Origin of the sequence: Agromyces fucosus, assembly GCF_004134865.1 — a bacterium.
GTDB lineage: Bacteria > Actinomycetota > Actinomycetes > Actinomycetales > Microbacteriaceae > Agromyces > Agromyces fucosus.
Map to the genome: position 1 here is coordinate 1 of NZ_SDPO01000001.1, position 24,789 is coordinate 24,789.

Here is a 24,789-nt window from a genome sequence, read left to right on the forward strand (position 1 = left end):
AAAGGCCGTGTGAGTGGCCAAAGATACGCTCGCGTCCACTCTGTGGTTCCCTTCAGACGGGAAACCCAAAAACTCAACACTGAGAACACACCCGCACCACCACACCCTGTAACAGGGTCTGGGTTGGTGCGGTCACCGAGACCACCAACCACCCCAACCAGGGTGCGATTGGTTCTAGAGTTTCGGCGGCCATAGCGCGAGGGAAACGCCCGGACACATTCCGAACCCGGAAGCTAAGACTCGCAGCGCCGATGGTACTGCAGGGGGGACCCTGTGGGAGAGTAGGACACCGCCGGACAAACATTGAGGAGAGAGGCCACCCGAAGACGGGTGGCCTTTCTTCGTTAACGGGGTACTTCACAAGGTGCCCCATTACGGTTGAGTCCCATGAGGACTCCACACACGACGGGAATATCGTGAGCGACTCCAAGCACGGCTCGGCAGACCAGGGGCGACCTGAGCGACGCGATCAGCACAGCGGCGGCGGCAACGGAGCCGGCCGGCCGGCGAGTGCGCGTTCCGGTTCCACCGCTCGAGACGGCGCTCCAGCGAAGAAGCCGTACGGGGACCGCGACAACCGGAAGCCGTATGGCGATCGTGACGCGAAGAAGCCGTATGGCGATCGTGATGCGAAGAAGCCGTATGGGGACCGTGACAACCGGAAGCCGTATGGCGATCGCGACGCGAAGCCCTACGGGGACCGCGGAGCGTCGAAGCCGTATGGGGACCGTGACAACCGCAAGCCCTATGGCGACCGTGACGCGAAGAAGCCGTACGGGGACCGAGACAACCGGAAGCCGTATGGCGATCGCGACGCGAAGCCCTACGGCGATCGCGATGCGAAGAAGCCGTACGGTGATCGTGACAACCGGAAGCCGTATGGCGACCGTGACGCGAAGAAGCCGTACGGGGACCGCGACAACCGGAAGCCGTATGGCGATCGCGACGCGAAGCCCTACGGCGACCGCGGTGCGTCGAAGCCGTACGGCGATCGCGATGCGAAGAAGCCGTACGGGGACCGCGACAACCGGAAGCCGTATGGCGACCGTGACGCGAAGAAGCCGTACGGGGACCGCGACAACCGGAAGCCGTATGGCGATCGCGACGCGAAGCCCTACGGCGACCGCGGTGCGTCGAAGCCGTACGGGGACCGCGACAACCGGAAGCCGTATGGCGATCGCGACGCGAAGCCCTACGGCGACCGCGGAGCGTCGAAGCCGTACGGGGACCGCGACAACCGGAAGCCGTATGGCGACCGTGACGCGAAGAAGCCGTACGGGGACCGCGACAACCGCAAGCCCTATGGCGATTCGCCCCGGGGCGGACGCCCAGGCGGGAGCGACGACCAGCGCGATGCACCTCCCCGTGAGAACTACGGTGCGGCCGACCTGCAGGTGCGTCCGCGCCACGACGACCCGTTCATTCCCGAGTCGATCGAGGCACGCGACCTCGACAAGGGCGCTCGCGCCGAGCTGAAGACCTTGAGCAAGGAGAACGCCGACTGGGTCGCGCGGCACCTCGTCGCGGCATCCGAACTCCTCGAGGACGACCCCGAGCTCGCGCACCAGCACGCACTTTCGGCAGGGCGCCGTGCCGGCCGCATCGCCGTCGTGCGCGAGACGCTCGCGATCACCGCCTACGCGACCGGCGACTTCGCGCTCGCGCTCCGCGAGCTGCGTACGTACCGCCGCATCTCGGGCAGCAACGACCAGCTGCCGCTGCTCGTCGACAGCGAGCGCGGTGTCGGCCGACCCGACCGTGCCCTCGAGGTCGGCCGCGCCGTCGACCGCTCGACGCTCGCTCCGGCCGTGCAGGTCGGCCTCGCCATCGCCATGTCGGGGGCCCGTCTCGACCTCGGCCAACCCGAGATCGCCCTCGCCGAGCTCGAGATTCCCCAGCTCGACCCCGATCGGGCGTTCTCGTACAGTCCGGCTCTCTTCTCGGCGTACGCCGAGGTACTCGAGGAGCTCGGTCGCGCTGACGAGGCCGCGAAGTGGCGGGCCCGTGCTGACCGTGCCGAAGCGGCGCTGGGTGGTCCGGCTGAGGCGGAGTCGATCGAGATCTTCGAGGTGGAGCTCGAGGAGTTCGCCGACGAAGCCGACGAGACTCACGAGCCCGAGGACGCGGGCGAGGTCGTCGAGGACGAGTCCGTCGACGATACCGGCGAGGGCGCAGCAACGGACGAGGCCGTCGTGGCCGAGACCGAGGCAGCGGATGCCGGGGAGCTCGGCGACGCCGACGAAGAGGCGCCCGCAGAGGCTGACGCTGAGGAGGCCTTCGACGGCGACCCGCGCGACGTGCTCGAAGACGACGTGCGCGAGGTGCTCGCCGCCCTGGAAGTCGACGAGAGCGAGGGTACGTCCGGTGGGACTGTTCCGCGCGAAGACTGAGCACCCGACGCCGCTCGACGGCGTCGACGCGGTGCTCGCCGACCTCGACGGCGTCGTCTACGCCGGCGCCCACGCGATCCCGCGCGCCGTCGAGAGCTTGAACCTCGCGAAGCGCGATCGGGCTGTCGGCTACATCACGAACAACGCGTCGCGAAGCGATGCATCCGTCGCCGGTCACCTGGCCGAGCTCGGCCTCGACGTCGTCGCAGCCGATGTCGTGACCTCGCCGCAGGCCGCGATGGCACTGCTCGCCGAACAGGTCGCGCCGGGCGCGCTCGTGTTCGTCGTGGGCGGAGAGGGCATCACCTCAGAACTCGAGAAGCGGGGCTACCGCATCACGCGCTCGGCGGACGACGCGCCCGAGGCGGTCGTGCAGGGCTTCGCACCCGAGCTCGGATGGCGTGAGCTCGCCGAGGCATCCTTCGCGCTGACCGCCACCGGCGGCCCGGACGGCGCGAGCACGGGGATCCCGTGGATCGCGACGAACATGGACTGGACCATCCCGGTCGCGCGCGGCATCGCGCCGGGGAACGGCACGCTCGTCTCGGCGGTTCACACGGCGGTCGGCCGGTTCCCGCTCGTCGCGGGCAAGCCCGAGACGCCGATCTTCGACGAGGCGCGCCGCAGGTTCGGCGCCGAGCAGCCGCTCATGGTCGGCGATCGCCTCGACACCGACATCCTGGGCGCGCGGCGTGCCGGCATGTTGAGCGCTCTCGTGCTCACCGGCATCGACACGGCCAAGCAGGTGCTCGCGGCTCCCGAATCGAGTCGACCCGACTTCATCCTCGCCGACCTCGACGGCTTGCACGCCCCGTATCCGGCCACGGAGCAGGTGCGTGGCGGCGTGACCCGTGTCGGCTCCGCCCGGGTGCGCATGTCGGGCAACCGCGTCGAGATCGTCGACGACGGCGACGACCGGCTCGACCTGCTGCGTGCCGCGTGCGCGGCGATCTGGGGATCGGGCATGGGCATCCACGTGCTCGACGTTCCGGCCCGGCTCTACAGCTGACCGGTCGGTCGTCGGCCCGGCGTCGGCGGCTCGGGGTAGCGTTGACACGTGAGCACTGAACCCGATCGATCAGAAGCGGCCGCGACGATCCCGCCCGCGGCCGATGCGGCCTCCTCGTCGGTGTCGGCCGTGCTCGCCGAGGTCGAGTCGCGACCGCTCGCCGAACGTGCAGAGGCGTACCAGACCCTCGCCGGCGAGCTGCGCACGCAGCTCGAGCAGTCCGACCCGTCGCTGCGCAACTAACGCATGACCGAACAACGACTCGACGCGGCGCTCGCGGCGCGCGGACTCGCCCGCTCGCGCACGCACGCCGCGACACTCATCGCCGCGGGCGTCGTGACGGTCGATGGTCGTCCGGTCGTCAAGGCGGCGGCCAAGGTCGGCGATGACGCGCTGCTCGAGGTCGCGGCATCCGATCACTACGTGAGCCGTGCGGCGCACAAGCTGATCGCCGGTCTCGACGGCTTCGGCGTCGACGTCGCCGGTCGAATCGCGCTCGACGCGGGCGCCTCGACTGGCGGGTTCAGCCAGGTGCTCCTCGAGCGCGGCGCCCGGTGGGTGCTCGCCGTCGATGTCGGACACGATCAGCTCGCGCCCGAACTCGCGGAGGCTCCCGGCCTCGTGCTCGTCGAGGGGTGCAATGTGCGGCATCTCGACGCCGCGCGGCTCGCAGAACTCACCGGGGTCGACGAGCGGCCGTCGCTCGTCGTCGCCGACCTCTCGTTCATCTCGCTCACCGTGGTGCTGCCGGCGTTGCGTGCGAGTGCGACCGATGACGCGGACTTCGTGCTGCTCGTCAAGCCGCAGTTCGAGGTCGGGCGCGGGGGAGTGCGCGAGGGCGTCGTGCGTGACGCCGGACTCCGCGCCGAGGCCGTCGCGAACGTGCTGTGGGCGGCATTCGACGCGGGGCTCGGCACCGCAGGCGTCCTGTCCTCCCCAATCGCGGGCGGCCACGGAAATCTCGAGTACCTCGTGCATCTGAGCGCCGCGCGCGGAGTGAATCCGACAGAATGGTCAGGTCGGGTAGACGAAGTGACGGGGAGGGCGAAGGCGTGAGTGACGCACGGCGCTTCCTGGTGGTCGCACATACGGGCCGGCAATCCGCCCTCGAGGCGACGAGCGAGGTCTGCACCCAGCTCCTGGCCGCCGGCGCGGTGCCGGTCATCGCGGCAGAGCACTGGGACGAGGTGCACGACTTCGTGCCCGAGCTCAACGGCTCGGTCGAGCGCTTCGAGGAGACCGACCCGACGGGCATCGAGCTCGTCATCGTGCTCGGCGGCGACGGCACGATCCTCCGGGCCGCCGAGATCATGCGCGACTACCCGGTGCCGCTCCTCGGCGTGAACCTCGGCCACGTGGGATTCCTCGCCGAGAGCGAGCGTGACGATCTCGGCTACACGATCGGCCGCGCGCTGGCACGCGACTACACGGTCGAGGAGCGCATGACGCTCGCGGTGCGCGCGAAGGTCGGCGACGACGTCGTCTACGAGAGCTGGGCGCTCAACGAGGTCACCGTCGAGAAGGCCGAACGCGAGCGCATGCTCGAGGTCGTCATCGAGGTCGATCGTCGACCGCTCTCCTCCTTCGGCTGCGACGGCGTCGTGATGTCGACGCCGACCGGGTCGACCGCCTATTCGTTCTCCGCCGGCGGCCCCGTCGTCTGGCCGAGCCTCGAAGCGCTGCTGCTCGTGCCGCTCAGCGCGCACGCGCTCTTCGCCCGGCCCCTCGTGGTCGGTCCCGAGTCGTCGCTCGCGGTCGAGATCCTCCAGCGCACCGAGGCATCCGCCGTCATCTGGTGCGACGGCCGGCGCACGTTCGACCTTCCGCCGGGTTCACGCGTGATCGTGCGCAGGTCGCCCATGCCGGTCCGCCTCGCGCGACTGCACGAGGCGCCGTTCACCGACCGCCTGGTCAACAAGTTCCAGCTCCCGGTCACCGGGTGGAGGGGGCCGGTCGGGCGTGAATAGTCAGAGAGTGATCGAGGGCTGCAGTGATCGAGGGCTGTATTGATTGAGGAACTCGGCATCCGCGATCTCGGCGTCATCGCCGAGGCCACCCTTCCGCTCGGGGCCGGATTCACGGCCGTGACGGGCGAGACGGGCGCGGGCAAGACCATGGTCGTGACCGCGCTCGGTCTGCTGCTCGGCTCGCGGTCCGATGCCGGCGCCGTGCGTGCCGGCGCGAAGCAGGCGTGGGTCGAGGGCCGTTGGCTCGTGCCCGACGACGGCACCGTCGCCGAGCGCGTCGCCGAGACGGGCGGGGAGATCGAAGCCGGTGAGCTGCTGCTCGGCCGGTCGGTCTCCGCAGAGGGACGCAGCCGGGCCGTCGTCGGCGGACGGAGCGCCCCCGTCGGCGTGCTCGCCGAGCTCGGGGACGAACTCGTCGTCGTGCACGGCCAGGCCGACCAGCAGCGGCTCCGCTCAGCGGTCGCGCAACGCGAGGCGCTCGACCGCTTCGCCGGATCGAAGCTTCAGGCCGTGCTCGACGAGTATCGAGTCGCCTTCAACGCCTGGCGAACGGATGCCGCCGAGCTCGAGCGTCTCCGCGCCGATCACGAGTCGCGGGTGCGCGAGGCCGAAGAGCTGCGCGCCGCCCTCGACGAGGTCGAAGCCGCCGACCCGCAACCCGGTGAAGACCTCGAACTGCAGGAGCGTGCCGACCGGCTCTCGAACCTCGAAGAGCTGCGCCTCGCAGCTGCACAGGCTCGTGCCCTGATCTCGGCCGAAGACGTTGTCGACGACGTCCCAGACGCCGTCGCGCTCGTCGACGGCGCTCGACGGCAGCTGGAGCGCGTCGCCGAGCATGACGCAGCGCTGCAGCCCATCGGCGAGATGCTGACGAACGCGGGGTTCCTGCTCGCCGATGCGGCGGCCGAGCTGTCGGGATATCTCGCCGGGCTCGACGCCGACGGTGCGCGCGAGCTCGAGATCGTGCAGGAGCGCCGCGCCGTGCTCGGGGGTCTCGTACGTCGCCACGGCGGCGGCCTCGAAGAGGTGCTCGAGTTCCGCCGCAACGGCGGTCTCAGGCTCGTCGAACTCGACAGCGACGACGAGCGCATCGAGGGACTCGAGGCATCCGTCGCGTCGCTCGAAGCCGAGGTCGACCGGCTCGCCGGTTCACTCACCGAGCTGCGTACCGACGCGGCCGGGCGGCTCGCGACCGCAGTCACCACCGAGCTCGCGGCACTCGCGATGCCCGATGCCCAGCTCGCCGTCGTGATCGAGCCGACCGCCGAAGCGACGTCGCACGGCAGCGATGCCGTGTCGATCCTGCTCCGACCGCATCCCGGTGCCGAGCCGCGGCCGGTGTCGCGCGGAGCCTCCGGCGGCGAGCTGTCGCGAGTGATGCTCGCAATCGAGGTCGTCATCGCCGGCAGCGACCCCGTGCCGACGTTCGTCTTCGACGAGGTCGACGCCGGCGTCGGCGGCGCCGCCGCGATCGAGATCGGGCGGCGGTTGGCGCGACTCGCCGAGCGCTCGCAGGTCATCGTCGTGACCCACCTCGCGCAGGTCGCCGCGTTCGCGACGAACCACTTGAGCGTCGTCAAGGGCACCGACGGGCAGGTCACCTCCTCGAGCGTCCGCCAGCTCGCCGGGGCCGAACGGGAGGCCGAGATGGCGCGGCTGCTGTCGGGGCTCGCCGATTCGCAGAGCGGGCTCGCGCACGCCCGGGAACTGCTGGAGATCGCCGCCGACCGCGCGGCGTGACGCGCGGTCGCCGGCCGCGAACGAACGGGATCGAGTGGATCCCGAGAAAATGGGGGAGCGCGTGGGGCATGTCGGGTCGAATGATCAGGAACGTGGGTTAGGCTATAAGCCCGTGGTGGATGAACGCGGAACAGACAATCAGAACGACACGACCAAGCACATCTTCGTGACCGGTGGTGTCGTTTCTTCGTTGGGCAAGGGACTCACGGCGGCGAGTCTCGGTAACCTCCTGACTGCCAGGGGCCTCAGAGTCGTCATGCAGAAGCTCGATCCATATCTGAACGTGGATCCGGGCACGATGAACCCCTTCCAGCACGGCGAGGTCTTCGTGACCGACGACGGCGCTGAGACCGACCTCGACATCGGTCACTACGAGCGGTTCCTCGACATCAACCTGAGCCAGGCGGCGAACGTCACCACCGGCCAGATCTACTCGACGGTGATCGCCAAGGAGCGCCGCGGCGAGTACCTCGGCGACACCGTGCAGGTCATCCCGCACATCACCGACGAGATCAAGCGGCGCATGCGGCTGCAGGCCTCGGAGTCGCCGAAGCCCGACGTCATCATCACCGAGATCGGCGGCACCGTCGGCGACATCGAGTCGCAGCCGTTCATCGAGTCGGCCCGCCAGGTGCGCCACGAGCTCGGCCGCAAGAACGTCTTCTTCGTGCACGTCTCCCTCGTGCCCTTCATGGGCGCGTCGGGCGAGCAGAAGACCAAGCCGACGCAGCACTCGGTCGCCGCGCTCCGCTCCATCGGCATCCAGCCCGACGCGCTCGTGCTCCGCAGCGACCGGCCCGTCACCGAGTCGAACAAGCGCAAGATCGCGCTCATGTGCGACGTCGACGAGCAGGCCGTCGTGAACGCCGTCGACGTGCCGTCGATCTACGACATCCCGACGATGCTGCACGACCAGGGCCTCGACGCCTACATCATCGACACCCTCGGTCTCGGTGAGAAGGCGGCCGACGTCGACTGGTCGGGCTGGAGCAGCCTGCTCGACGTCGTCCATGACCCCAAGCACGAGGTCACGATCGGGCTCGTCGGCAAGTACATCGACCTGCCCGACGCCTACCTCTCGGTCACCGAGGCGCTGCGCGCCGGCGGTTTCGCGAACGACTCCAAGGTCAACATCGAGTGGATCCCGTCCGACGAGTGCCAGACCCCCGAGGGGGCGCAGAAGCACCTCGCGCACCTCGACGGCATCTGCGTGCCGGGCGGCTTCGGCGTGCGCGGCATCGAGGGAAAGCTCGGCGCCCTGCTCTTCGCGCGTGAGAACGCCATCCCGGTGCTCGGCCTCTGCCTCGGCCTGCAGTGCATGGTCATCGAGTACTCGCGCAATGTCGCGGGCCTGCCCGGCGCCTCGTCGAGCGAGTTCGACCCCGACACGCAGTACCCGGTCATCGCGACCATGGAGGAGCAGGTCGAGATCATCGCCGGCGGCGACCTCGGCGGCACCATGCGTCTCGGCCTCTACCCGGCCAAGCTCGCGGAGGGCTCGATCGCGGCCGAGCTGTACGGCTCGACCGAGGTCTCCGAGCGTCACCGTCACCGCTACGAGGTCAACAACTCCTATCGTGACCGCATCGCCGAGGCGGGCCTCTCGTTCTCGGGGATGTCGCCCGACCGTCACCTCGTCGAGTTCGTCGAGCTGCCGCGCGAGGTGCACCCGTTCTACGTCGGCACGCAGGCTCACCCCGAGCTGCGCAGCCGCCCGAACGATGCCCACCCCCTCTTCCGCGGCCTCGTCGGTGCGGCGCTCGAGCGCCAGCAGGCGAGCAAGCTGTTCGACGACGTCAGCAATGGCTGATTCCCTCGGCTCCGGCATCGGCGGGCGGCGCGAGCCGCTCGCCGATGAACGGGTCGTGGTGCCCGTCGTCTCGAGCGAACGGGTCTTCGAGGGTCGGGTCTGGGACATCCGCCGCGACGCCTTCGAATTCGGCGGCGAGACCATCGTGCGCGAGTACATGGACCACACGGGTGCGGTCGGCGTCCTCGCGATCGATGACGACGACAACGTGCTGCTGATCAAGCAGTACCGCCACCCGGTGCGCATGCGCGACTGGGAGATCCCCGCCGGCCTCCTCGACGTCGACGGCGAACCGCCGCTCGCCGCCGCGAAGCGGGAGCTCGCCGAAGAGGCCGACCTCGAGGCATCCGACTGGGCGGTGCTGACCGACATCGCGACGTCGCCAGGCGGCAGCGACGAGCTGATCCGGGTGTACCTGGCGCGCGGACTCTCGGTCACGGCCGAGGCGTTCGCCCGCGAGGGCGAGGAGGCCGACATGGAGACCCGTTGGGTGCCGCTCGACGAGTGCGTCGACGCGGTCCTCGAGCGACGCATCCACAACGCGCCGCTCGCGATCGCGGTGCTCGCGGCCATGGCGGCCCGCGCCCGCGACTGGTCGAGTCTCGGCCCAGCGGATGCCCCGTGGCCCGGGCAGGCCGTCGGCCGCACGGAGCGCTCGCAACGATGACCGGAACCCCCGTCGACGACTATCTGCGGCATCTCGTCGTGGAGCGGGGGCTCGCGCGGAACACGATCTCGTCGTATCGACGCGACCTCGCGATCTACGCCGACTGGCTCGCCTCCCGAGGCATCGCCGGGCCTTCGGCGGCGACCGAGCAGGACCTCGGCGACTTCGTGCGCTTCCTCGGCGCCGAACGGGTGCCTCCGCTCGCGACCTCGTCGATCGCCCGCGTGCTGTCGGCTGTGCGCGGCCTGCACCGGTTCCTCGCCGAGGAGGGGCTCGTGCCGACGGACGTCTCGCGCGAACTGCGCCCTCCGAAGCTGCCGATGCGCCTGCCCAAGGCGATCCCGGTCGACGACGTCGAGGCGCTCATCGCGGCAGCTGGCGGCGACGAGCCGACCGACCTGCGCGACACCGCCCTGCTCGAGGTGCTCTACGCGACCGGTGCGCGCGTCTCGGAGGCGGTGTCGCTGAACGTCGACGACCTCGTCGACCAGGAGGTCGTGCGGCTCTTCGGCAAGGGCGGCAAGCAGCGCATCGTGCCCCTCGGCAGCTACGCGCGCCGGGCCGTCGACGCCTACCTCGTGCGTGCCCGGCCATTGCTCTCCGCACGCGGCACGGCGACGCCCGCGCTCTTCCTCGGCGTGCGCGGCAAGCGGATGTCGCGGCAGGCCGCGTGGGAGGCGCTCCGCGACGCCGCCGAGACGGCGGGGCTCGCGACATCCGTCTCGCCGCACACCCTGCGGCACTCGTTCGCGACGCACCTGCTCGAAGGCGGCGCCGACGTGCGCGTCGTGCAGGAGCTCCTCGGCCACTCCTCGGTCGCCACCACCCAGATCTACACACTCGTCACAGCGGACACACTCCGGGAGATGTACACCGCGGCCCACCCGCGTGCTCGCTAGAATCGACCAAGCACCCGCCCGGCCCCAGGAGAGAAGACGCCACGTGACGCACCAGACGAACCACTCAGCGGACGGAATCGCAACTCCGCCAGAGCTCGGTCCCACTGGTCGCCCCTCTCGCGAGTTTCCCGAGCCCGTCACGCTCACCTCCCACGGCCCGGCGCGCATCATCGCCCTCTGCAACCAGAAGGGCGGCGTCGGCAAGACGACCACGACGATCAACCTCGGCGCGACGCTCGCCGAGTACGGCCGCCGGGTGCTCGCGGTCGACTTCGACCCGCAGGGCGCGCTCTCGGCGGGCCTCGGCGTGCCGACGCACGACGTGCCCACGATCTACGACCTGCTGCTCTCGCGCACGCTCGACCCGGCCGAGGTGATCCAGAAGACGAGCGTCGAGGGGCTCGACGTGATCCCCGCCAACATCGACCTCTCGGCCGCCGAGGTGCACCTCGTCACCGAGGTCGCCCGCGAGCAGATCCTCGCGAGTGTGCTGCGCCGCGTCTCCGCCGACTACGACGTGATCCTCATCGACTGCCAGCCGTCGCTCGGATTGCTCACCGTGAACGCGCTCACGGCCAGCCACGGCGTCGTCATCCCGCTCGAGTGCGAGTACTTCGCGCTGCGCGGCGTTGCGCTGCTCATCGAGACCATCGACAAGGTGCGCGACCGCCTGAACCCGGCGATCCAGCTCGACGGCATCCTCGCGACGATGTACGACTCCCGCACGCTGCACTCCCGTGAGGTGCTCGAGCGCGTCGTCGACGCGTTCGGCGACGAGGTGCTCGAGACGGTCATCACCCGCACCGTGAAGTTCCCCGATGCGAGCGTCGCCGGGACTCCCATCACCGAGTTCGCACCCGAGCACCAGGCGTCGCGGGCGTACCGCCAGCTCGCCAGGGAGCTGGTCTTCCGTGGCGCGGTCGCCTGAGGCGGCGTCGGCCCCCGAACAGCACGCGTCCGACGCGAGGGTGTCGGCCGAAGGAGATGACGCGCCAGCGCGGTCGGACGACTCGGCCATGACGGCGTCGGCCGCGCCGATGTCGGACGTGCCCGCGGCCGATGAGGGCGGCTTCCGCGTCGCGCTCACGAACTTCGAGGGCCCGTTCGACCTGCTGCTCTCGCTCATCACGAAGCACGAGCTCGACATCACCGAGGTGTCGCTGTCGGCGGTCACCGACGAGTTCATCTCGTACCTGCGCGGCCTCGACTCCGAGGAGGAGCTCGATCGCGCCTCCGAATTCCTCGTCGTCGCGGCGACGCTGCTCGACCTGAAGGTGGCGGGGCTCCTGCCGCAGGGGGAGCTCGTCGACGCTGAAGACGTCGCCCTGCTCGAGGCCCGCGACCTGCTGTTCGCCCGGCTGCTGCAGTACCGGGCCTTCAAGGAGGCGGCGCGCTGGTTCTCGGGCAACCTCGAGCGCGAGTCGCTGCGTCATGCCCGCAATGTACGGCTCGAGGAGAAGTTCCGCCGGCGCGCTCCAGAGCTCGTCTGGACCCTGTCGGCCGAGGATTTCGCCGCGCTCGCGACGCTGGCGCTGACGCCGCGCGAGATCCCGGTCGTCGGCCTCGACCACCTGCACGCACCGCTCGTCTCGATCCGCGAGCAGGCGGCGCACGTCGTCGCGGTGCTCCGGCGCGGCGATCCCGTGACGTTCCGCCAGCTCATCGCCGGCGTCGGCCAGTCGGGAGTCGTCGTCGCGCGCTTCCTCGCCGTGCTCGAGCTCTACCGGCATGCCGCGATCGGCTTCGAGCAGCTCGAGCCGCTCGGCGAGCTGACGCTGCGCTGGTCGGCCGAGAACTGGTCCGACGAGAACCTCGAGAGCCTGGGGGCTGACTATGACGAATGAGACGGATGTCGCGGCGACGGACGTGCCCGACGAGCAGCTCGTCACCGCGGTGAACGAGCCCGATGCAGTGGGCGAGACCGAGGCAGTGGGCGAGACCGAGACCGACGGCCCTGAGCTGTCGATCGTGACCCCGCTCGACGTGCCCGGCCAGCCCCGCCTCGACCTCGACCGTGCCCTCGAGGCGATCCTCTTCATCGCCGACGAGCCGCAGAGCGTCGTCTCGCTCGCGGCTGCGGTCGCGCGTCCGGTCGCCGAAGTGCGCGCCGCGATCGCCCGGCTCCGTGCCGACTACGACGGCGCCGGGGCGTCGGGCGAGCCGCGAACGGATGTCGCGGGGGAGCCCGAGCCACGAAGCATCCGTCGCGGGTTCGAACTCCGCGAGGTCGGCGGCGGCTGGCGATTCTACGTGCGTGCCGAGTACGACACCCTCGTCGCCGACTTCGTGCTCACGCAGTCGTCGACCCGGCTCTCCCAGGCGGCGCTCGAGACACTCTCGGTGATCGCCTACAAGCAGCCGATCTCGCGCTCCCAGGTCGCCTCGATCCGTGCGGTGAACGTCGACTCCGTCGTGCGCACCCTCCTCGGGCGCGGCCTCGTCACCGAGGTCGACACCGACCCCGAGACCGGCGCGATCCTCTACGGAACGACCGAGCTGCTGCTCACGAACCTCGGCATCAACTCGCTCGACGAGCTGCCCCACATCTCGCCGTTGCTCGACGACGGCCAGGAAGGATTCGACTTTGACTGACGCAACCGGCTGGGGCGGCGAACCCGCCCCTGAGGGCGTACGACTGCAGAAGGTGCTCGCCGCGGCGGGCGTCGCGAGCAGGCGGGTCTCGGAGCAGTACATCGCCGAGGGTCGCGTCGAGGTGAACGGGGAGATCGTGACCGAGCTCGGCCGCCGCATCGACCCCGAGACCGACCTCGTCGCGGTCGACGGCGTCGCCGTGCAGCTCGACCCCGCGAAGCGCTACTACATGCTGAACAAGCCGCGCGGCGTGGTCTCGTCGATGCGCGACGAGCAGGGACGCCCCGACCTCACGCGCTTCACCGACGGCCTCGAGGAGCGGGTGTTCAACGTCGGCCGCCTCGACGCCGAGACGAGCGGACTGCTGCTGCTCACGAACGACGGCGACCTCGCGCACGTGCTCGCCCACCCGTCGTTCGGCGTCTCGAAGACGTACATCGCGAAGGTCACCGGCCGGGTCACGCCGCAGGTCATCCAGCAGCTGAAGAACGGCATCGAACTCGACGACGGCCCCATCAAGGCCGACAAGGCGCGCATCCTGCAGCAGCAGGGCGATGACCGGCACTCGATGGTCGAACTCACGCTCCACTCGGGCCGCAACCGCATCGTGCGCCGCATGCTCGACGCGGTGGGACATCCGGTCGTCGACCTCGTGCGTCGGAGCTTCGGCCCGCTCAACCTCGGCACGCTCCGATCTGGCCAGATGCGCGAGCTGACGAAGGAGGAGCGGGGCCAACTGCTCACCATCTCCCGCGCGGCGGAAGCCGATCGCGAGGGAGGCGAGTCGTGACCGAATCACGGCTGACCGGCCCCGTCCGCGTGGTCGGTGTGGGACTGTTGGGCGCGAGCATCGGCCTCGGCCTGCGTGCCAAGGGCGTCGAGGTGATCCTCGCCGACGCCTCGCCGACGCACCTCGCGATCGCGGTCGATTACGGCGCCGGACGGGCGGCAGCTGCAGGCGACCGCCCGCAGCTCATCGTCGTATGCGTGCCGCCCGACGTCACGGCCGACGTCGTGGCGGCCGAACTCGAGGCGTACCCCGAGGCGATCGTCACGGATGTCGCGAGCGTGAAGCTCGCCGTCTACGAGGACCTGAAGGCGCGCGGCGCCGACCTCTCGCGCTACATCGGCACTCACCCCATGGCCGGTCGCGAGCGCGGCGGCCCCATGTCGGGCCGAGCCGACCTCTTCGTCGGCCGCCCGTGGGTCGTCGCCGCGCACGGCGGCATCTCGTACCAGGACGGCTCGGCGATCGACGACCTCATCCTCGACCTCGGCGCGACGCTCGTCGAACTCACGCCCGAGCAGCACGATGCCGCCGTCGCCCTCGTCTCCCACGTACCGCAGGTCGTCTCGAGCCTCATGGCCCGGCGCCTCATCGACGCACCGCACGCCTCCGTCAACCTCGCCGGGCAGGGCATCCGCGACGTCACCCGCGTGGCGGCGAGCGACCCCGAGCTCTGGGTGCAGATCCTCGGGCAGAACTCCGAGCCCGTCGCCGAGATCCTGCGCGGCTACCGCGACGACCTCGACCGCTTCATCGACGCGCTCGACAACATGGATGCACCGGGGGCACGTCGTCGCGTCGCCGAGGAGCTCTTCGGCGGCAACACCGGCGTCGAACGGCTGCCGGGCAAGCACGGCGTCGACCGTCGCTATTCGAGCCTGATCGTCATGATCGACGACCGGCCGGGCCAGCTCGCGCGGCTCTTCAACGACGTCGGCGAGGCCGGCGCCAACATCGAGGACCTCCGGCTCGAGCACTCGCCGGGCGCGCAGATCGGCCTCGCCGAGATCTCGGTGCTCCCCGAGGTGCAGCAGCACCTCACCGATGAGCTGGCCGCACGCGGCTGGCGGATTGCAGGTTGAACGTGTCACCCGTCATCCCGTTCGTCGTGGCCGTCGACGGTCCGGCCGGCAGCGGCAAGTCGAGCGTCTCCAAGGAGGTCGCGCGACGGCTCGACTTCGGCTTCCTCGACACGGGTGCCGCCTACCGCGCCCTGGCATGGCACGCCGAGGCATCCGGAATCGACACCGACGACGCGGCATCCGTCGTCTCGTGCCTCGATTCCTTCGACTACCGCATCGGCACCGACCCGACCGGCTACTCGGTGCAGGTCGGAGCGGTCGACGTGACCGAGGCGATCCGCGACCCGCAGATCTCCGCGGTCGTGAGCGCCGTGGCGCGCGTGCCCGAGGTGCGGCGCCATCTCATCGAACTGTTCCGGTCGATCATGGCTGCGGTCGATGCGTCCGGCATCATCGTCGAGGGCCGAGACATCACGACCGTCGTGGCTCCCGACGCCCCCGTTCGCATACTCCTCACAGCATCGGAAGCGGTTAGAATGGGCAGGCGCTCCGCTGAGCTGACCGGATCGTCGGTCGAAGCTGTGGGGGAGCAGCTGCGGAAGCGCGACGCGGCGGATTCCAAGGTCGTGGACTTCATGACCGCGGCAGACGGCGTCACGACCGTCGATTCGACGGAGCTCGACTTCGACCAGACGGTCGAAGCGGTGATCGGCGTGATCCGCGAAGCGGCGCCCTTCCTCGCCCCCGAGCACGTCGCCAGGGGCGCACAGATTTCAGAGGAGACACCATGACCGACCAGAGCGAAGAGTACGACGCTCCCGACGACGACCTCGTCGAGCGTCTTGCCGACGTCGACGACGACCTCGCCGAGCAGCGCGCAGCAACGCTCCGCTCGGGACTCGCCGACTACGCACTCGACGACGACGACCTCGACGTGCTCGAGCTCTCGGAAGAGGGCGAGGAGGCCATCCGCTACCTCCCCGCGCTGCCGGTCATCGCGATCGTCGGTCGACCGAACGTCGGCAAGTCCGCCCTCGTCAACCGAATCCTCGGCCGGCGTGAGGCCGTCGTCGAAGACACCCCTGGTGTCACTCGCGACCGCGTCTCATACAAGGGCGAGTACCTCGACCGCCGCTTCACGCTCGTCGACACCGGAGGCTGGGAGCCCGACGCGAAGGGCATCGACGCCTCGGTCGCCCTGCAGGCTGAGGTCGCCATCGAGCTCTGCGACGTCGTGCTCTTCGTCGTCGACGCCACGGTCGGCGCGACGTCCACCGATGAGCACGTCGTGCGGCTGCTCCGCAAGACGAAGAAGCCGGTCTTCCTGCTGGCCAACAAGGTCGACGACGCCCGCCAGGAGTCAGAGGCCGCCGCGCTCTGGAACCTCGGACTCGGCGAACCCCACCCGGTCTCGGCGCTGCACGGCCGCGGCGTCGCCGACATGCTCGAGCAGGTCTTCAAGGTGCTGCCGCAGGTCTCCGCGGTCGCGAAGGACGAGTTCGGCGGCCCCCGTCGTGTCGCGATCCTCGGTCGCCCGAACGTCGGCAAGTCGAGCCTGCTCAACAAGACCGCGGGTGAAGAACGCGTCGTGGTCAACGAGCTCGCCGGCACCACGCGTGACCCCGTCGACGAGCAGATCGAGCTCGGCGGCAAGATCTGGCGCTTCGTCGACACCGCCGGCATCCGCCGCCGCGTGCACCTGCAGCAGGGCGCCGACTTCTACGCCTCGCTCCGCACCCAGGCGGCGCTCGAGAAGGCCGAGGTGGCCGTCGTGCTCCTCGACGTCTCGCAGCCGCTCTCCGAGCAGGACGTGCGCATCATCGACCTCGTGCTCGAATCGGGCCGGGCGCTCGTGCTCGCCTTCAACAAGTGGGACCTGCTCGACGACGAACGTCGTCGCTACCTCGAGCGCGAGATCGAGCAGGACCTGCATCACGTCGCATGGGCGCCGCGCGTCAACATCTCGGCGAAGACGGGCCGTCACCTCGAGAAGCTCGTTCCTGCGCTCGAGACCGCGCTCGAGTCGTGGGACACCCGCATCCCGACGGGCAAGTTCAACGCGTTCCTCACCGAGCTGACGCAGGAGCACCCGCACCCCGTGCGCGGCGGCAAGCAGCCCCGCGTGCTGTTCGGCACCCAGGCGGCCAGCCGCCCGCCGACATTCGTGCTCTTCACGACCGGGTTCCTCGACCCGGGCTACCGCCGGTTCATCCAGCGACGCCTGCGCGAGATCTACGGCTTCGAGGGTTCGCCCATCGTCATCAACATGCGTGTGCGCGAGAAGCGCGACCGCTCGAAGTAGGCAACGGATGTCGCGGCGCCCGAGTCGTTCCCGCGAGGGAGCAGGCTCGGGCGTTCGTGGTTTCTCCAGCCGCGCCACGATGTGATGGACGTCACGATCAGGGTCAAGCCCGGGAGCCGCAAGGGACCGCTCGTGGAGGCGGTCGAGGGTGACCCCACGGCCTCGCTCACGGTGTTCGTGCGGGAGCGCGCCGTGGACGGTGCCGCGAACGTCGGCGTCATCGAGGCCCTTGCGGCCCACTACGGTGTGCCGCGCAGCCGCGTGCGCATCCTGCGAGGGGAGTCAGCACGGGTGAAGCGGGTGCAAATCGACGACTGAGTGGAGGTCGCGGGTTCAAGCCCCGTTACTCACCCTCACTCACTCAGCGCGACGACTCGACCAGCTCGACCTGCATGATCGCGCGGTCTGGCCGGGGGCGGGCGATCTCGGTGAAGCCCGCGTGCGTGAACATCGAGACCGTGCCGTGGAAGAGCGCGTCGGCCGACACCTTGGCGCGGATCTTCGGGTCGACCGCGTAGGCCTCGACGACGACGGCACCGCCTGCGCGGGCGAAGTCGACGGCCGCTTCGGCGAGAGCGCGGGCGACGCCCCGGCCCCGGTGGTCGCGCGGAACGACGAAGCAGGAGACGGCCCACACGGCGTCGTCGTCGAAGTCGGGATGCGCGGTGCCGCCCTTGACGATGGTGCTCAGGCGAACCCTGGGGAGATCGGTGCGAGGTTCGACGGCGCACCAGCCGACCGGCGTCTCGCCGTCGTACGCGATGAGCCCGCGCCCGATGCCCGATGCGTTCAACTGCTCTTGCAGCCGGTCACGCAGGCCGTCGTCGCCGAACCGCCGCCAGTCGCTGCCGGGGATCTTGTACCACTGGCACCAGCAGTGCGCAGGGTCGCCTCGAGTGCCGAAGACGGCCTCGACATCGGTGAACGGCACTTCGCTCGCAGGAGCGACGCGGAGCCTGAGCGGCTCGAGATCTTCGGTCACGTCGGTGATCACGGTTCGAATGTAGCGCCGACCACCGACATCCGCAGCGGTCGCCCTGATCGCGTCGCGTGAGATCGTGAACATAGGTAACAATGCAGTATCATCATGATATGACTCCCGAGATCACCGTTCTCGACCGGCTGCTCGAGGTCAGCGAGCTCTTCCAGAAGGACATGGCCAACGCCTTCGCCGGTACCCCGCTGACGCCGGCGCGCACGAGGCTGCTCTGGGAACTCGCGGCGACCGGTCCGTCGACCCAGCACGCCCTCGCTGCCCGACTCGAGGTGAGCCCCCGCAACATCACGGGCCTCGTGGACGCGCTCGAGGCAGGCGGCTATGTCACCCGCTCGCGCCACCCGAGCGATCGGCGGGCGATCGTCGTGTCGCTCGCGGCATCCGCTGAGGAATTCATGCGCGACATGCAGCGCGACCATGCCGAGCTCTCGGCCGAACTGCTCGGCGCCGTCGCTCCCGCCGACCGCGACGCGCTGCTGCGCGGCATCGAGGCGATCGCCGGGCGTCTGCGCGAACTTATCGAAGCCGACGAGCAGCGCCGAGGCGCTGAGCAGTCTCAGGCGGTGGGGGAATGAGCACCGCGACGGCGACGCGCGCCGAGGCATCCGTCTGGCGACGCGTCGGATGGTTCCTGAAGCGCGCGCTGATCATGGAGCTCAGCATCTACGCGAGCATCGGGCGGTTCATCGCGCGCCGCCCGGCGATCGCGCCCGGCGCGAAGGGGTTCGGCTTCCACAAGCCCGTGATGACGATCCTCATGATCTTCATCGTGCTGTCGGCCGTCGAGATCCCGATCTTCGACCTCATCGTGCATCGCTGGCCCGCCGTGCGCATCACGCTGCTCGTGCTCGGCATCTGGGGGCTCACGTGGATGTTCGGGCTCCTGTGCGCCTACCTCATGCGGCCGCACACCGTCGGACCCGACGGCATCCGCGTGCGCGGCGGGCTCGAGCTCGACATCGCGCTCAGCTGGGACGACATCGCGTCGGTTGCGCGCAACCTGCGGGTGGACGAGCCCAGGTCGCCGAAGATCGTCGAGACGGATGCCTCGCGCACCCTCATGCTGCGCATGACCGACGAGACGAACCTCGAGATCGAGCTCGAGGGGCCGAAGCTCGTGACCTTGCCCGGACACGGCAAGACCGGCGGCGATCAGTCGGTGACGGCACTGCGCATCTGGGTCGACGACCCGGTTGCGTTCATGGACGAGGTGCGGAAGTACATCTGACGTCGAGCCGGCGTGCGTGGGTTCGCCGGCTGAATTCGCACCGAGCGGATGCCTCGTGGTCGCCCGTGTGTCACGAGCACCCCTTCGGATGCCGCTATGATGGTCAAGTTGTCTTCGGAGAAATCCGGTGGCATCGGGCTGTGGCGCAGCTTGGTAGCGCACCTGACTGGGGGTCAGGGGGTCGCAGGTTCAAATCCTGTCAGCCCGACAGAAAAGCCCTGATGAGATGATGCATCTCATCAGGGCTTCGTCGTTCCTGTATTTGGGACGTTTTGTGAACGTGGAGCAGGACTCAGCGTCGCCGATTCAGGTGACCCAGGTGCACCGGGCGAGGCGGGCCAGGCAGTAGCCGGCAATAGCTTGGTCCCAGATGTGGCATTGCCGACGGTATCTACGTCGATGGGTCCGTAAACCTTCGCGTGCATCCAAGTGCCCGGACAGGACCATGCGTATCTCTGGGTAGCGGGCGTTCGAACGTCAGTGGGCGGTCGTACGTTCAGATCATGAAGCGTGAGCGGGCGTACACCGACGAACAGCTCGTCAAGGCGGTCGCCGTCTCAAATTCATGGCGAGGGTTGCTGCGTGAGCTGGGTCTTGTTGCCACATCTTCCGGGGCGATGAGATCTGTTCGTTTGCAGGCCGACCGTCTCGGTGCCGACTATGGTCATTTCTCGGGTCAACGCCGCTGGGCGGAGGAGGACCTGCGAGCGGCAGTCGCGAACGCCACGACGTGGTCGGAAGTGGGCGCGCTTCTGAATCTTCAGGATGCCTCAGTGATCACGACGCTGAAAGGGCACGCATTACGACTCGGACTCGACGTCGCCCATCTAACAAGGCAGCAGCAGGATCTGCCAAGTATGGGCTTCACACCGGACCTCGGTCATCTCAGCCGCGCTGGTTCACTTCTCGCGGCCTCTTGGTTTGCCCTGTGCGGGCAGGATGTCTCGTGGCCGCTTGAACCCAGTCGTTATGATCTGCTTGTCTGCACCGAGGCGGGTATTCGCCGCGTCCAAGTGAAGACGACGACGGTGCGCGCGGGCGGTAGCTGGAAGGTCTATCTCTCCACCTCAGGTCGCGAGAGAAGGGGATACGATCCCGACGAGATCGATGACTTTTTCGTCATCGATGGGAGCCTTGCTTTCTATCTGATCCCGGTAGCCTCAGTTGGCGGGCTGCACGCGATCCACCTTGGCGCCTATCAGCAGTACCGTCAGGTGCAAGTCGCCGCGCTGGTGACTTAGCCGATCCGTCGGTGTCCTGCCTCAGTGCAGTGTCCACTGCGAGCGCAGCGACAGATAGATATCGAGCCTCGGCGGTGTCGGCCTTCGGCTTCACAACGGCGACCGCCCGATTGGCAGTCGCTCACCGGAATCCCTAAGAGTTCTCGGGATGCTTTTCATGTGCATGGCGGGTGAACCACCCTCGCACCGCGTCTTCATCCGTCGATGCCGGGTTCTCAGCCAGGCAGACGTTGCAGCGAGCGTGCCAGCCGTCGTCATCGTGCCAGACGTGAGGCGCGCCGGCCTCACCCAGTCGGGGCACCAGCGGACGTCGAACGCATAATCGATCGAAGCGGTGACTGCCCACGCGAGCTGCTCCAGCGCCGCGCTCGTCAGACCCAAGTTGCTGGCCCAGTTCTGATTGTCCAGTTCTGAGAGGACGTTGTCGTACAGCAGCTCAAGTTCGCGGGTGGCCCATCCGCCGTGGATGTCCTCAGGCACCTTGCCCGCCCACCCCAGTGTGGAGATCTGTCATCCTCCACAACCTAGTAGGTGCCTTCACGCCCGGCGCCCCTCAAGCCGTCGCCGACCGAAACGCTCGACTCGTCCTCAAGGCGGGCTTTGAGGGGCCGCATCCGGCAACTCTCCGGTTCCCGTATTGCCTGCCCGCGATAATGGCCGGTGAAGGTGCCTCGAACACAGCAGACGACGCGTGCTGAAACGCCGCCTGGGAACATGGTTCAACGACCAAACATCTCGCCGCGGCAGGGCGTCCTTCGACCTCTCAGCGTCGAGCTCGCGCTTCCACCGTCCTAGCCGCCCAGCGACCCCACGCATTTTGCAGATCGAGGCGTGCCCTGTTTCGTCGAGGCAGGCGTCTCATCCCTAGCGTCGATCTCGCAGTGTTCGGGTCCACGCAGCGATCCTATGGGCACGCTGACGCAGTACGCCGATCTCCACATAAGGCCGACGCGGTCCGTCGGTGAGGGATCCTGCCACCCGCGTTTGCGACCGACTTCGGCTGTTGACTTCGTCAGTTCTCTTCGCGAGTATTCGCGCATGAGTGACAAGTCCGATTCCGAGCAGATCGACGACATCATCGCGCAACAGAGCGGCTGGAAGCAGGACGTGCTCGTCGCGCTCCGAGCTGCGATCACAGCCGCCGACCCGGCTGCCGTCGAGGTGGTCAAGTACAAGAAGCCCTCCAAGCCCGAGGGAGTTCCGTTCTGGACGCATGACGGAGACGTCTGCTTCGTAGATGTGCTCAAGAGCGCCGTGAGGCTGACGTTCGCGAAGGGTGCCCGCATGGAAAGCAGCGATCTCTTCAACACACGGCTGGACAGCAAGGGCGTTCGAGCCATCGACTACTTCGATGGAGACCGCGTGGACGAAGCGGCGGTCAAGGCGCTCGTGGCTGAGGCTGTGGAACTCAACGTCGCAGCCAGGTGACAGGGGTGACGGACGAGCCGAACCGGCCGGCCGTGTGGTACCAGCCAGGTGCCCCCCGGAGGGGTGACACGGGCGGAGACACTCGATAGCATCCGCGGAGACGGTCACAATGGCCGGTGTGCGACAAGGAGGTCGACATGGCACACGGAATCGGCAGGAGGTCGTTGGTCACGGCCGCCGCCGTCATGGGGATGCTGGGATTCGCGGTGACTCCGGCCGCGGTTGCAGGTCCGGGGCACTCGGACGATGCTCCGTACCGCGGGCGCATCGTGAGCATGCTCCAGCACATGAGCGTCGAAGAGAAGGTGGGCCAGCTCTTCGTCGTCGAGGTGTACGGGCGCGACGCCACAACCGTGAGCGACACCGCCGCCGCGAACAACCGGCGGCTGTACGGCGTCGATACTCCGGCCCAGGTCATCGACAAGTACAAGCCCGGCGGCGTTATCTACTTCACGACCCGCGGGCCCGACAACTTCGGCACTCCGACCCAGGTTGCGACGCTCTCGAACGGGCTGCAGACGGCGGCGACAAACCAGTCGGCCGGCATCCCACTGCTCATCTCGACCGACCAGGAGGGCGGCGCGCTGGTCGCGCGCTTCGGCGCTCCGGCGACGCAGATGCCCGGGCAGATGCCGCTCGGCGCGAGCCGTTCGGCGGAGCACGCGCACCGCTCGGCCGAGGTGATCGGCACCGAGCTCGCCGCGGTCGGCATCAACCAGGACTACGCGCCGGTCGCCGACGTCAACGTCAACCCGGCCAACCCGGTCATCGGCATCCGCTCGATCGGCGAAGACCCACAGCTCGTCGCCGAACTCGTCGCCGCAGAGGTTGACGGCTTCCACGACGGCGGCATCGCGGCCGTCGCGAAGCACTTCCCCGGACACGGCGACACGGCGACCGACAGCCACTTCGGGCTCCCCGAGGTGACGCACACGCGCGAGCAGCTCGAGGCCATCGACCTGCCTCCGTTCCGGGCCGCGATCGCCGAAGGCGTCGACACGATCATGACCGCTCACGTCGTGTTGCGTTCGATCGACCCGAGCGGCGCCCCCGCCACGATGTCGGAGCCGATCCTCACGGGCCTCTTGCGCGAAGAGCTCGGCTACGACGGCCTCATCGTCACCGATGCGCTCGACATGCAGGGTGCTACGAGCACGTATCCGCCGAACGTCGCCCCCGTCGAGGCGTTCAAGGCGGGCGCCGACATGCTGGTGCTCGCACCCCAGATGGATGTCGCCTACGACGCCGTGCTCGACGCGGTGCTGAGCGGTGAGATCTCCGAGAAGCGGCTCGACGAGTCGGTGTACCGCATCCTGCGGCTCAAGATGCAGCGCGGCCTCTTCGCGGACCCGTTCGTCGATGCCGCGGCCGCGGCATCGATCGTCGGCGCACCCGCTCATGTCGCCGACGCGCAGACGATCACCGACGACACGACCACGCTCCTCAAGAACGACGCCGGCGTGCTGCCGCTCTCGAGCGAGCCGCGCGAGGTGCTCGTCACCGGCTGGGGCGTCGGGACGACGTCGACGCTCGGAGGCGCGATCGCCGCCCGTGGGCAGAGCATCACGGTGCGCGAAACGGGGCTCACGCCGAGTGCGGCCGTGATCGCCGAGGTCGCCGCGGCGGCTGCGGACCACGACCTCGTCGTGGTCTCGACGAACAACGCGTCGAACGTCTCGGCCACGACCGGGCTGCCGACCGCGTCGGCCGCAGCCCAGCAGGCCTTCGTGCAGGCGCTGCTGGCGAGTGGCACGCCCGTTGTCGTGTCGGCGATGCGCAACCCGTACGACATCTCGGTCATGACGAACGTGCCGACGGCACTCGCGACCTACGGCTACACGGCGGCGTCGCTCGAGTCGCTCACGCGTGTGCTCTTCGGCGAGAACGAACCGGTCGGCAGGTTGCCGGTCACGATCCCGACGGCCGACCGCACCGGCGTGCTGTACCCGTTCGGCCACGGGCTCGGGTTCGACTGACGCGCTGACGCGCGAGGGGTGAGTGGATGCCGCGTGGCATCCACTCACTCCGGGACGGGCCGACGCCGCCGGTCGGAGAGCGACGGCGTCGGGGCATCCGGTCTTCTCCGCCTGATGACGGCCTCGTAAGCTCTCTCCATGCGCAGCATCCCGAACGGCCGGCTCCAGGTGGTCTGCGGGCCGATGTTCGCCGGCAAGTCCGAGGAGCTGCTGCGGCGCGTGCGTCGCGCGCAACTCGCCGGACTCGCCGTCGAGGTCGTCAACCACGCGCTCGACGATCGGCACGCCGGGGGCCGGGTGGCCTCGCATTCGGGGCTCAGCATCGCGTCCCGATCGGTGCCCGACGTCGGCTCGCTGGTGGAGCTGGTCGGTGATCGCGAGCTGGACCTGCTCGCGATCGACGAGGCCCAGTTCTTCGGGACGGAGCTCGTCCCGGCGGTGAGCAGGCTGGTGCTCACTGGAATGTCGGTCGTCGTCGCCGGTCTCTGCGTGACCTTCGACGGCCGCCCCTTCGAGCCGCTTCCATCGCTCATGGCGCTCGCCGAGGATGTCACGAAGCTCACAGCCGTGTGCGCTGTCTGCGGGCAGGATGCCGCGTTCCATCAGCGCGTGCTCGCCGACGACGTCGCGGACGCTCGCCTCGCGACCGCCGAGCACGTGGGCGGGATCGAGTCGTACCAGGCACGCTGTCGGCAGCACTTCGGCGAACGAGGCCGTCGCTCGGCGTGAATCGC

The 24,789-nt window shown here is 69.0% G+C and carries 25 protein-coding genes, 1 tRNA gene and 1 rRNA gene; 25 read left to right on the forward strand and 2 right to left on the reverse strand.

From position 1 onward, the window contains the following. The first annotated feature begins 181 nt into the window (after positions 1-181). The 18 genes from rrf (at position 182) to ESP57_RS00090 (ending at position 17,503) form a co-directional block, all read left to right on the forward strand. Positions 182-298, forward strand: a 5S ribosomal RNA gene (gene rrf, locus ESP57_RS00005). A gap of 118 nt (positions 299-416) precedes the next feature. Beyond that, positions 417-2,390 (forward strand): primosomal protein, encoded by a 1,974-nt coding sequence (locus ESP57_RS18650; RefSeq protein ID WP_243648349.1) that lies wholly within the window; start codon positions 417-419, stop codon positions 2,388-2,390. Continuing rightward, a complete protein-coding gene (locus ESP57_RS00015) occupies positions 2,365-3,399 on the forward strand; it encodes an HAD-IIA family hydrolase (RefSeq protein ID WP_207904443.1) in 1,035 nt (344 codons plus the stop codon). The genes ESP57_RS18650 and ESP57_RS00015 overlap by 26 nt, the downstream gene beginning before the upstream one ends. Positions 3,400-3,447: 48 nt before the next feature. Next, positions 3,448-3,642, forward strand: a complete 195-nt coding sequence (locus ESP57_RS00020) for a hypothetical protein (protein ID WP_115958355.1) — start codon at positions 3,448-3,450, stop codon at positions 3,640-3,642. A gap of 3 nt (positions 3,643-3,645) precedes the next feature. Continuing rightward, positions 3,646-4,455: a TlyA family RNA methyltransferase gene (locus ESP57_RS00025; RefSeq protein WP_129230042.1), complete on the forward strand. Its 810-nt coding sequence runs from the start codon at positions 3,646-3,648 to the stop codon at positions 4,453-4,455. Next, a complete protein-coding gene (locus tag ESP57_RS00030) occupies positions 4,452-5,366 on the forward strand; it encodes an NAD kinase (protein ID WP_129230044.1) in 915 nt (304 codons plus the stop codon). The genes ESP57_RS00025 and ESP57_RS00030 overlap by 4 nt, the downstream gene beginning before the upstream one ends. A 39-nt stretch (positions 5,367-5,405) precedes the next feature. After that, positions 5,406-7,106, forward strand: a complete 1,701-nt coding sequence (gene recN / locus ESP57_RS00035) for a DNA repair protein RecN (RefSeq protein WP_129230046.1) — start codon at positions 5,406-5,408, stop codon at positions 7,104-7,106. Between the two features lie 49 nt (positions 7,107-7,155). Then, on the forward strand, positions 7,156-8,916 hold the full coding sequence (locus ESP57_RS00040; protein ID WP_129230827.1) for a CTP synthase: 1,761 nt from the start codon (positions 7,156-7,158) through the stop codon (positions 8,914-8,916). Next, positions 8,909-9,583 (forward strand): NUDIX domain-containing protein, encoded by a 675-nt coding sequence (locus ESP57_RS00045; RefSeq protein WP_056007998.1) that lies wholly within the window; start codon positions 8,909-8,911, stop codon positions 9,581-9,583. Before ESP57_RS00040 ends, ESP57_RS00045 begins: the two co-directional genes overlap by 8 nt. Continuing rightward, positions 9,580-10,482: a site-specific tyrosine recombinase XerD gene (gene xerD / locus ESP57_RS00050; RefSeq protein WP_115958347.1), complete on the forward strand. Its 903-nt coding sequence runs from the start codon at positions 9,580-9,582 to the stop codon at positions 10,480-10,482. The genes ESP57_RS00045 and xerD overlap by 4 nt, the downstream gene beginning before the upstream one ends. 43 nt (positions 10,483-10,525) lie before the next feature. After that, on the forward strand, positions 10,526-11,410 hold the full coding sequence (locus ESP57_RS00055; RefSeq protein ID WP_056008004.1) for a ParA family protein: 885 nt from the start codon (positions 10,526-10,528) through the stop codon (positions 11,408-11,410). Positions 11,411-11,498: 88 nt separating this feature from the next. Further along, positions 11,499-12,326, forward strand: coding sequence for a segregation and condensation protein A (locus ESP57_RS00060; RefSeq protein ID WP_129230048.1), 828 nt, complete (start codon positions 11,499-11,501; stop codon positions 12,324-12,326). Beyond that, positions 12,316-13,074 (forward strand): SMC-Scp complex subunit ScpB, encoded by a 759-nt coding sequence (gene scpB, locus ESP57_RS00065; RefSeq protein WP_129230051.1) that lies wholly within the window; start codon positions 12,316-12,318, stop codon positions 13,072-13,074. Before ESP57_RS00060 ends, scpB begins: the two co-directional genes overlap by 11 nt. After that, positions 13,067-13,864 (forward strand): pseudouridine synthase, encoded by a 798-nt coding sequence (locus tag ESP57_RS00070; RefSeq protein WP_056008011.1) that lies wholly within the window; start codon positions 13,067-13,069, stop codon positions 13,862-13,864. Before scpB ends, ESP57_RS00070 begins: the two co-directional genes overlap by 8 nt. Next, positions 13,861-14,943: a prephenate dehydrogenase gene (locus ESP57_RS00075; RefSeq protein ID WP_056008014.1), complete on the forward strand. Its 1,083-nt coding sequence runs from the start codon at positions 13,861-13,863 to the stop codon at positions 14,941-14,943. Before ESP57_RS00070 ends, ESP57_RS00075 begins: the two co-directional genes overlap by 4 nt. Further along, positions 14,940-15,674, forward strand: a complete 735-nt coding sequence (gene cmk, locus ESP57_RS00080; RefSeq protein WP_243648350.1) for a (d)CMP kinase — start codon at positions 14,940-14,942, stop codon at positions 15,672-15,674. Before ESP57_RS00075 ends, cmk begins: the two co-directional genes overlap by 4 nt. Next, positions 15,671-17,185 (forward strand): ribosome biogenesis GTPase Der, encoded by a 1,515-nt coding sequence (gene der, locus ESP57_RS00085; protein ID WP_056008017.1) that lies wholly within the window; start codon positions 15,671-15,673, stop codon positions 17,183-17,185. Before cmk ends, der begins: the two co-directional genes overlap by 4 nt. 84 nt (positions 17,186-17,269) lie before the next feature. Beyond that, positions 17,270-17,503, forward strand: a complete 234-nt coding sequence (locus tag ESP57_RS00090; RefSeq protein WP_129230053.1) for a DUF167 domain-containing protein — start codon at positions 17,270-17,272, stop codon at positions 17,501-17,503. Between the two features lie 43 nt (positions 17,504-17,546). Here ESP57_RS00090 and ESP57_RS00095 read toward each other — a convergent pair whose 3' ends face one another. Beyond that, positions 17,547-18,179 carry a GNAT family N-acetyltransferase gene (locus ESP57_RS00095; protein ID WP_165877343.1) on the reverse strand — a complete coding sequence of 211 codons (633 nt, stop codon included), beginning with the start codon at positions 18,177-18,179 and terminating at the stop codon, positions 17,547-17,549. Between the two features lie 98 nt (positions 18,180-18,277). Here ESP57_RS00095 and ESP57_RS00100 point away from each other — a divergent pair, with 98 nt between their 5' ends. From ESP57_RS00100 to ESP57_RS00115, 4 genes are all read left to right on the forward strand, one after another. Continuing rightward, a complete protein-coding gene (locus ESP57_RS00100; RefSeq protein WP_129230057.1) occupies positions 18,278-18,757 on the forward strand; it encodes a MarR family winged helix-turn-helix transcriptional regulator in 480 nt (159 codons plus the stop codon). Next, positions 18,754-19,410: a hypothetical protein gene (locus ESP57_RS00105; RefSeq protein WP_129230059.1), complete on the forward strand. Its 657-nt coding sequence runs from the start codon at positions 18,754-18,756 to the stop codon at positions 19,408-19,410. The genes ESP57_RS00100 and ESP57_RS00105 overlap by 4 nt, the downstream gene beginning before the upstream one ends. Before the next feature lie 134 nt (positions 19,411-19,544). After that, positions 19,545-19,618 (forward strand) — tRNA-Pro (locus ESP57_RS00110). A gap of 295 nt (positions 19,619-19,913) precedes the next feature. After that, on the forward strand, positions 19,914-20,651 hold the full coding sequence (locus tag ESP57_RS00115) for a group I intron-associated PD-(D/E)XK endonuclease (protein ID WP_129230061.1): 738 nt from the start codon (positions 19,914-19,916) through the stop codon (positions 20,649-20,651). A gap of 90 nt (positions 20,652-20,741) precedes the next feature. On the opposite strand, the gene ESP57_RS00120 is transcribed toward ESP57_RS00115, so the two are convergent. Further along, on the reverse strand, positions 20,742-21,131 hold the full coding sequence (locus ESP57_RS00120) for a hypothetical protein (protein WP_129230063.1): 390 nt from the start codon (positions 21,129-21,131) through the stop codon (positions 20,742-20,744). A gap of 558 nt (positions 21,132-21,689) precedes the next feature. On the opposite strand from ESP57_RS00120, the gene ESP57_RS00125 reads away from it, so the two are divergent. From ESP57_RS00125 to ESP57_RS00135, 3 genes are all read left to right on the forward strand, one after another. After that, complete coding sequence (locus ESP57_RS00125; protein WP_129230065.1) at positions 21,690-22,079, forward strand: DUF1801 domain-containing protein; 390 nt, start codon at positions 21,690-21,692, stop codon at positions 22,077-22,079. A gap of 137 nt (positions 22,080-22,216) precedes the next feature. After that, on the forward strand, positions 22,217-24,055 hold the full coding sequence (locus tag ESP57_RS00130) for a glycoside hydrolase family 3 protein (RefSeq protein ID WP_129230067.1): 1,839 nt from the start codon (positions 22,217-22,219) through the stop codon (positions 24,053-24,055). Positions 24,056-24,193: 138 nt separating this feature from the next. Beyond that, complete coding sequence (locus ESP57_RS00135; protein ID WP_129230069.1) at positions 24,194-24,784, forward strand: thymidine kinase; 591 nt, start codon at positions 24,194-24,196, stop codon at positions 24,782-24,784. Positions 24,785-24,789: the final 5 nt, after the last annotated feature.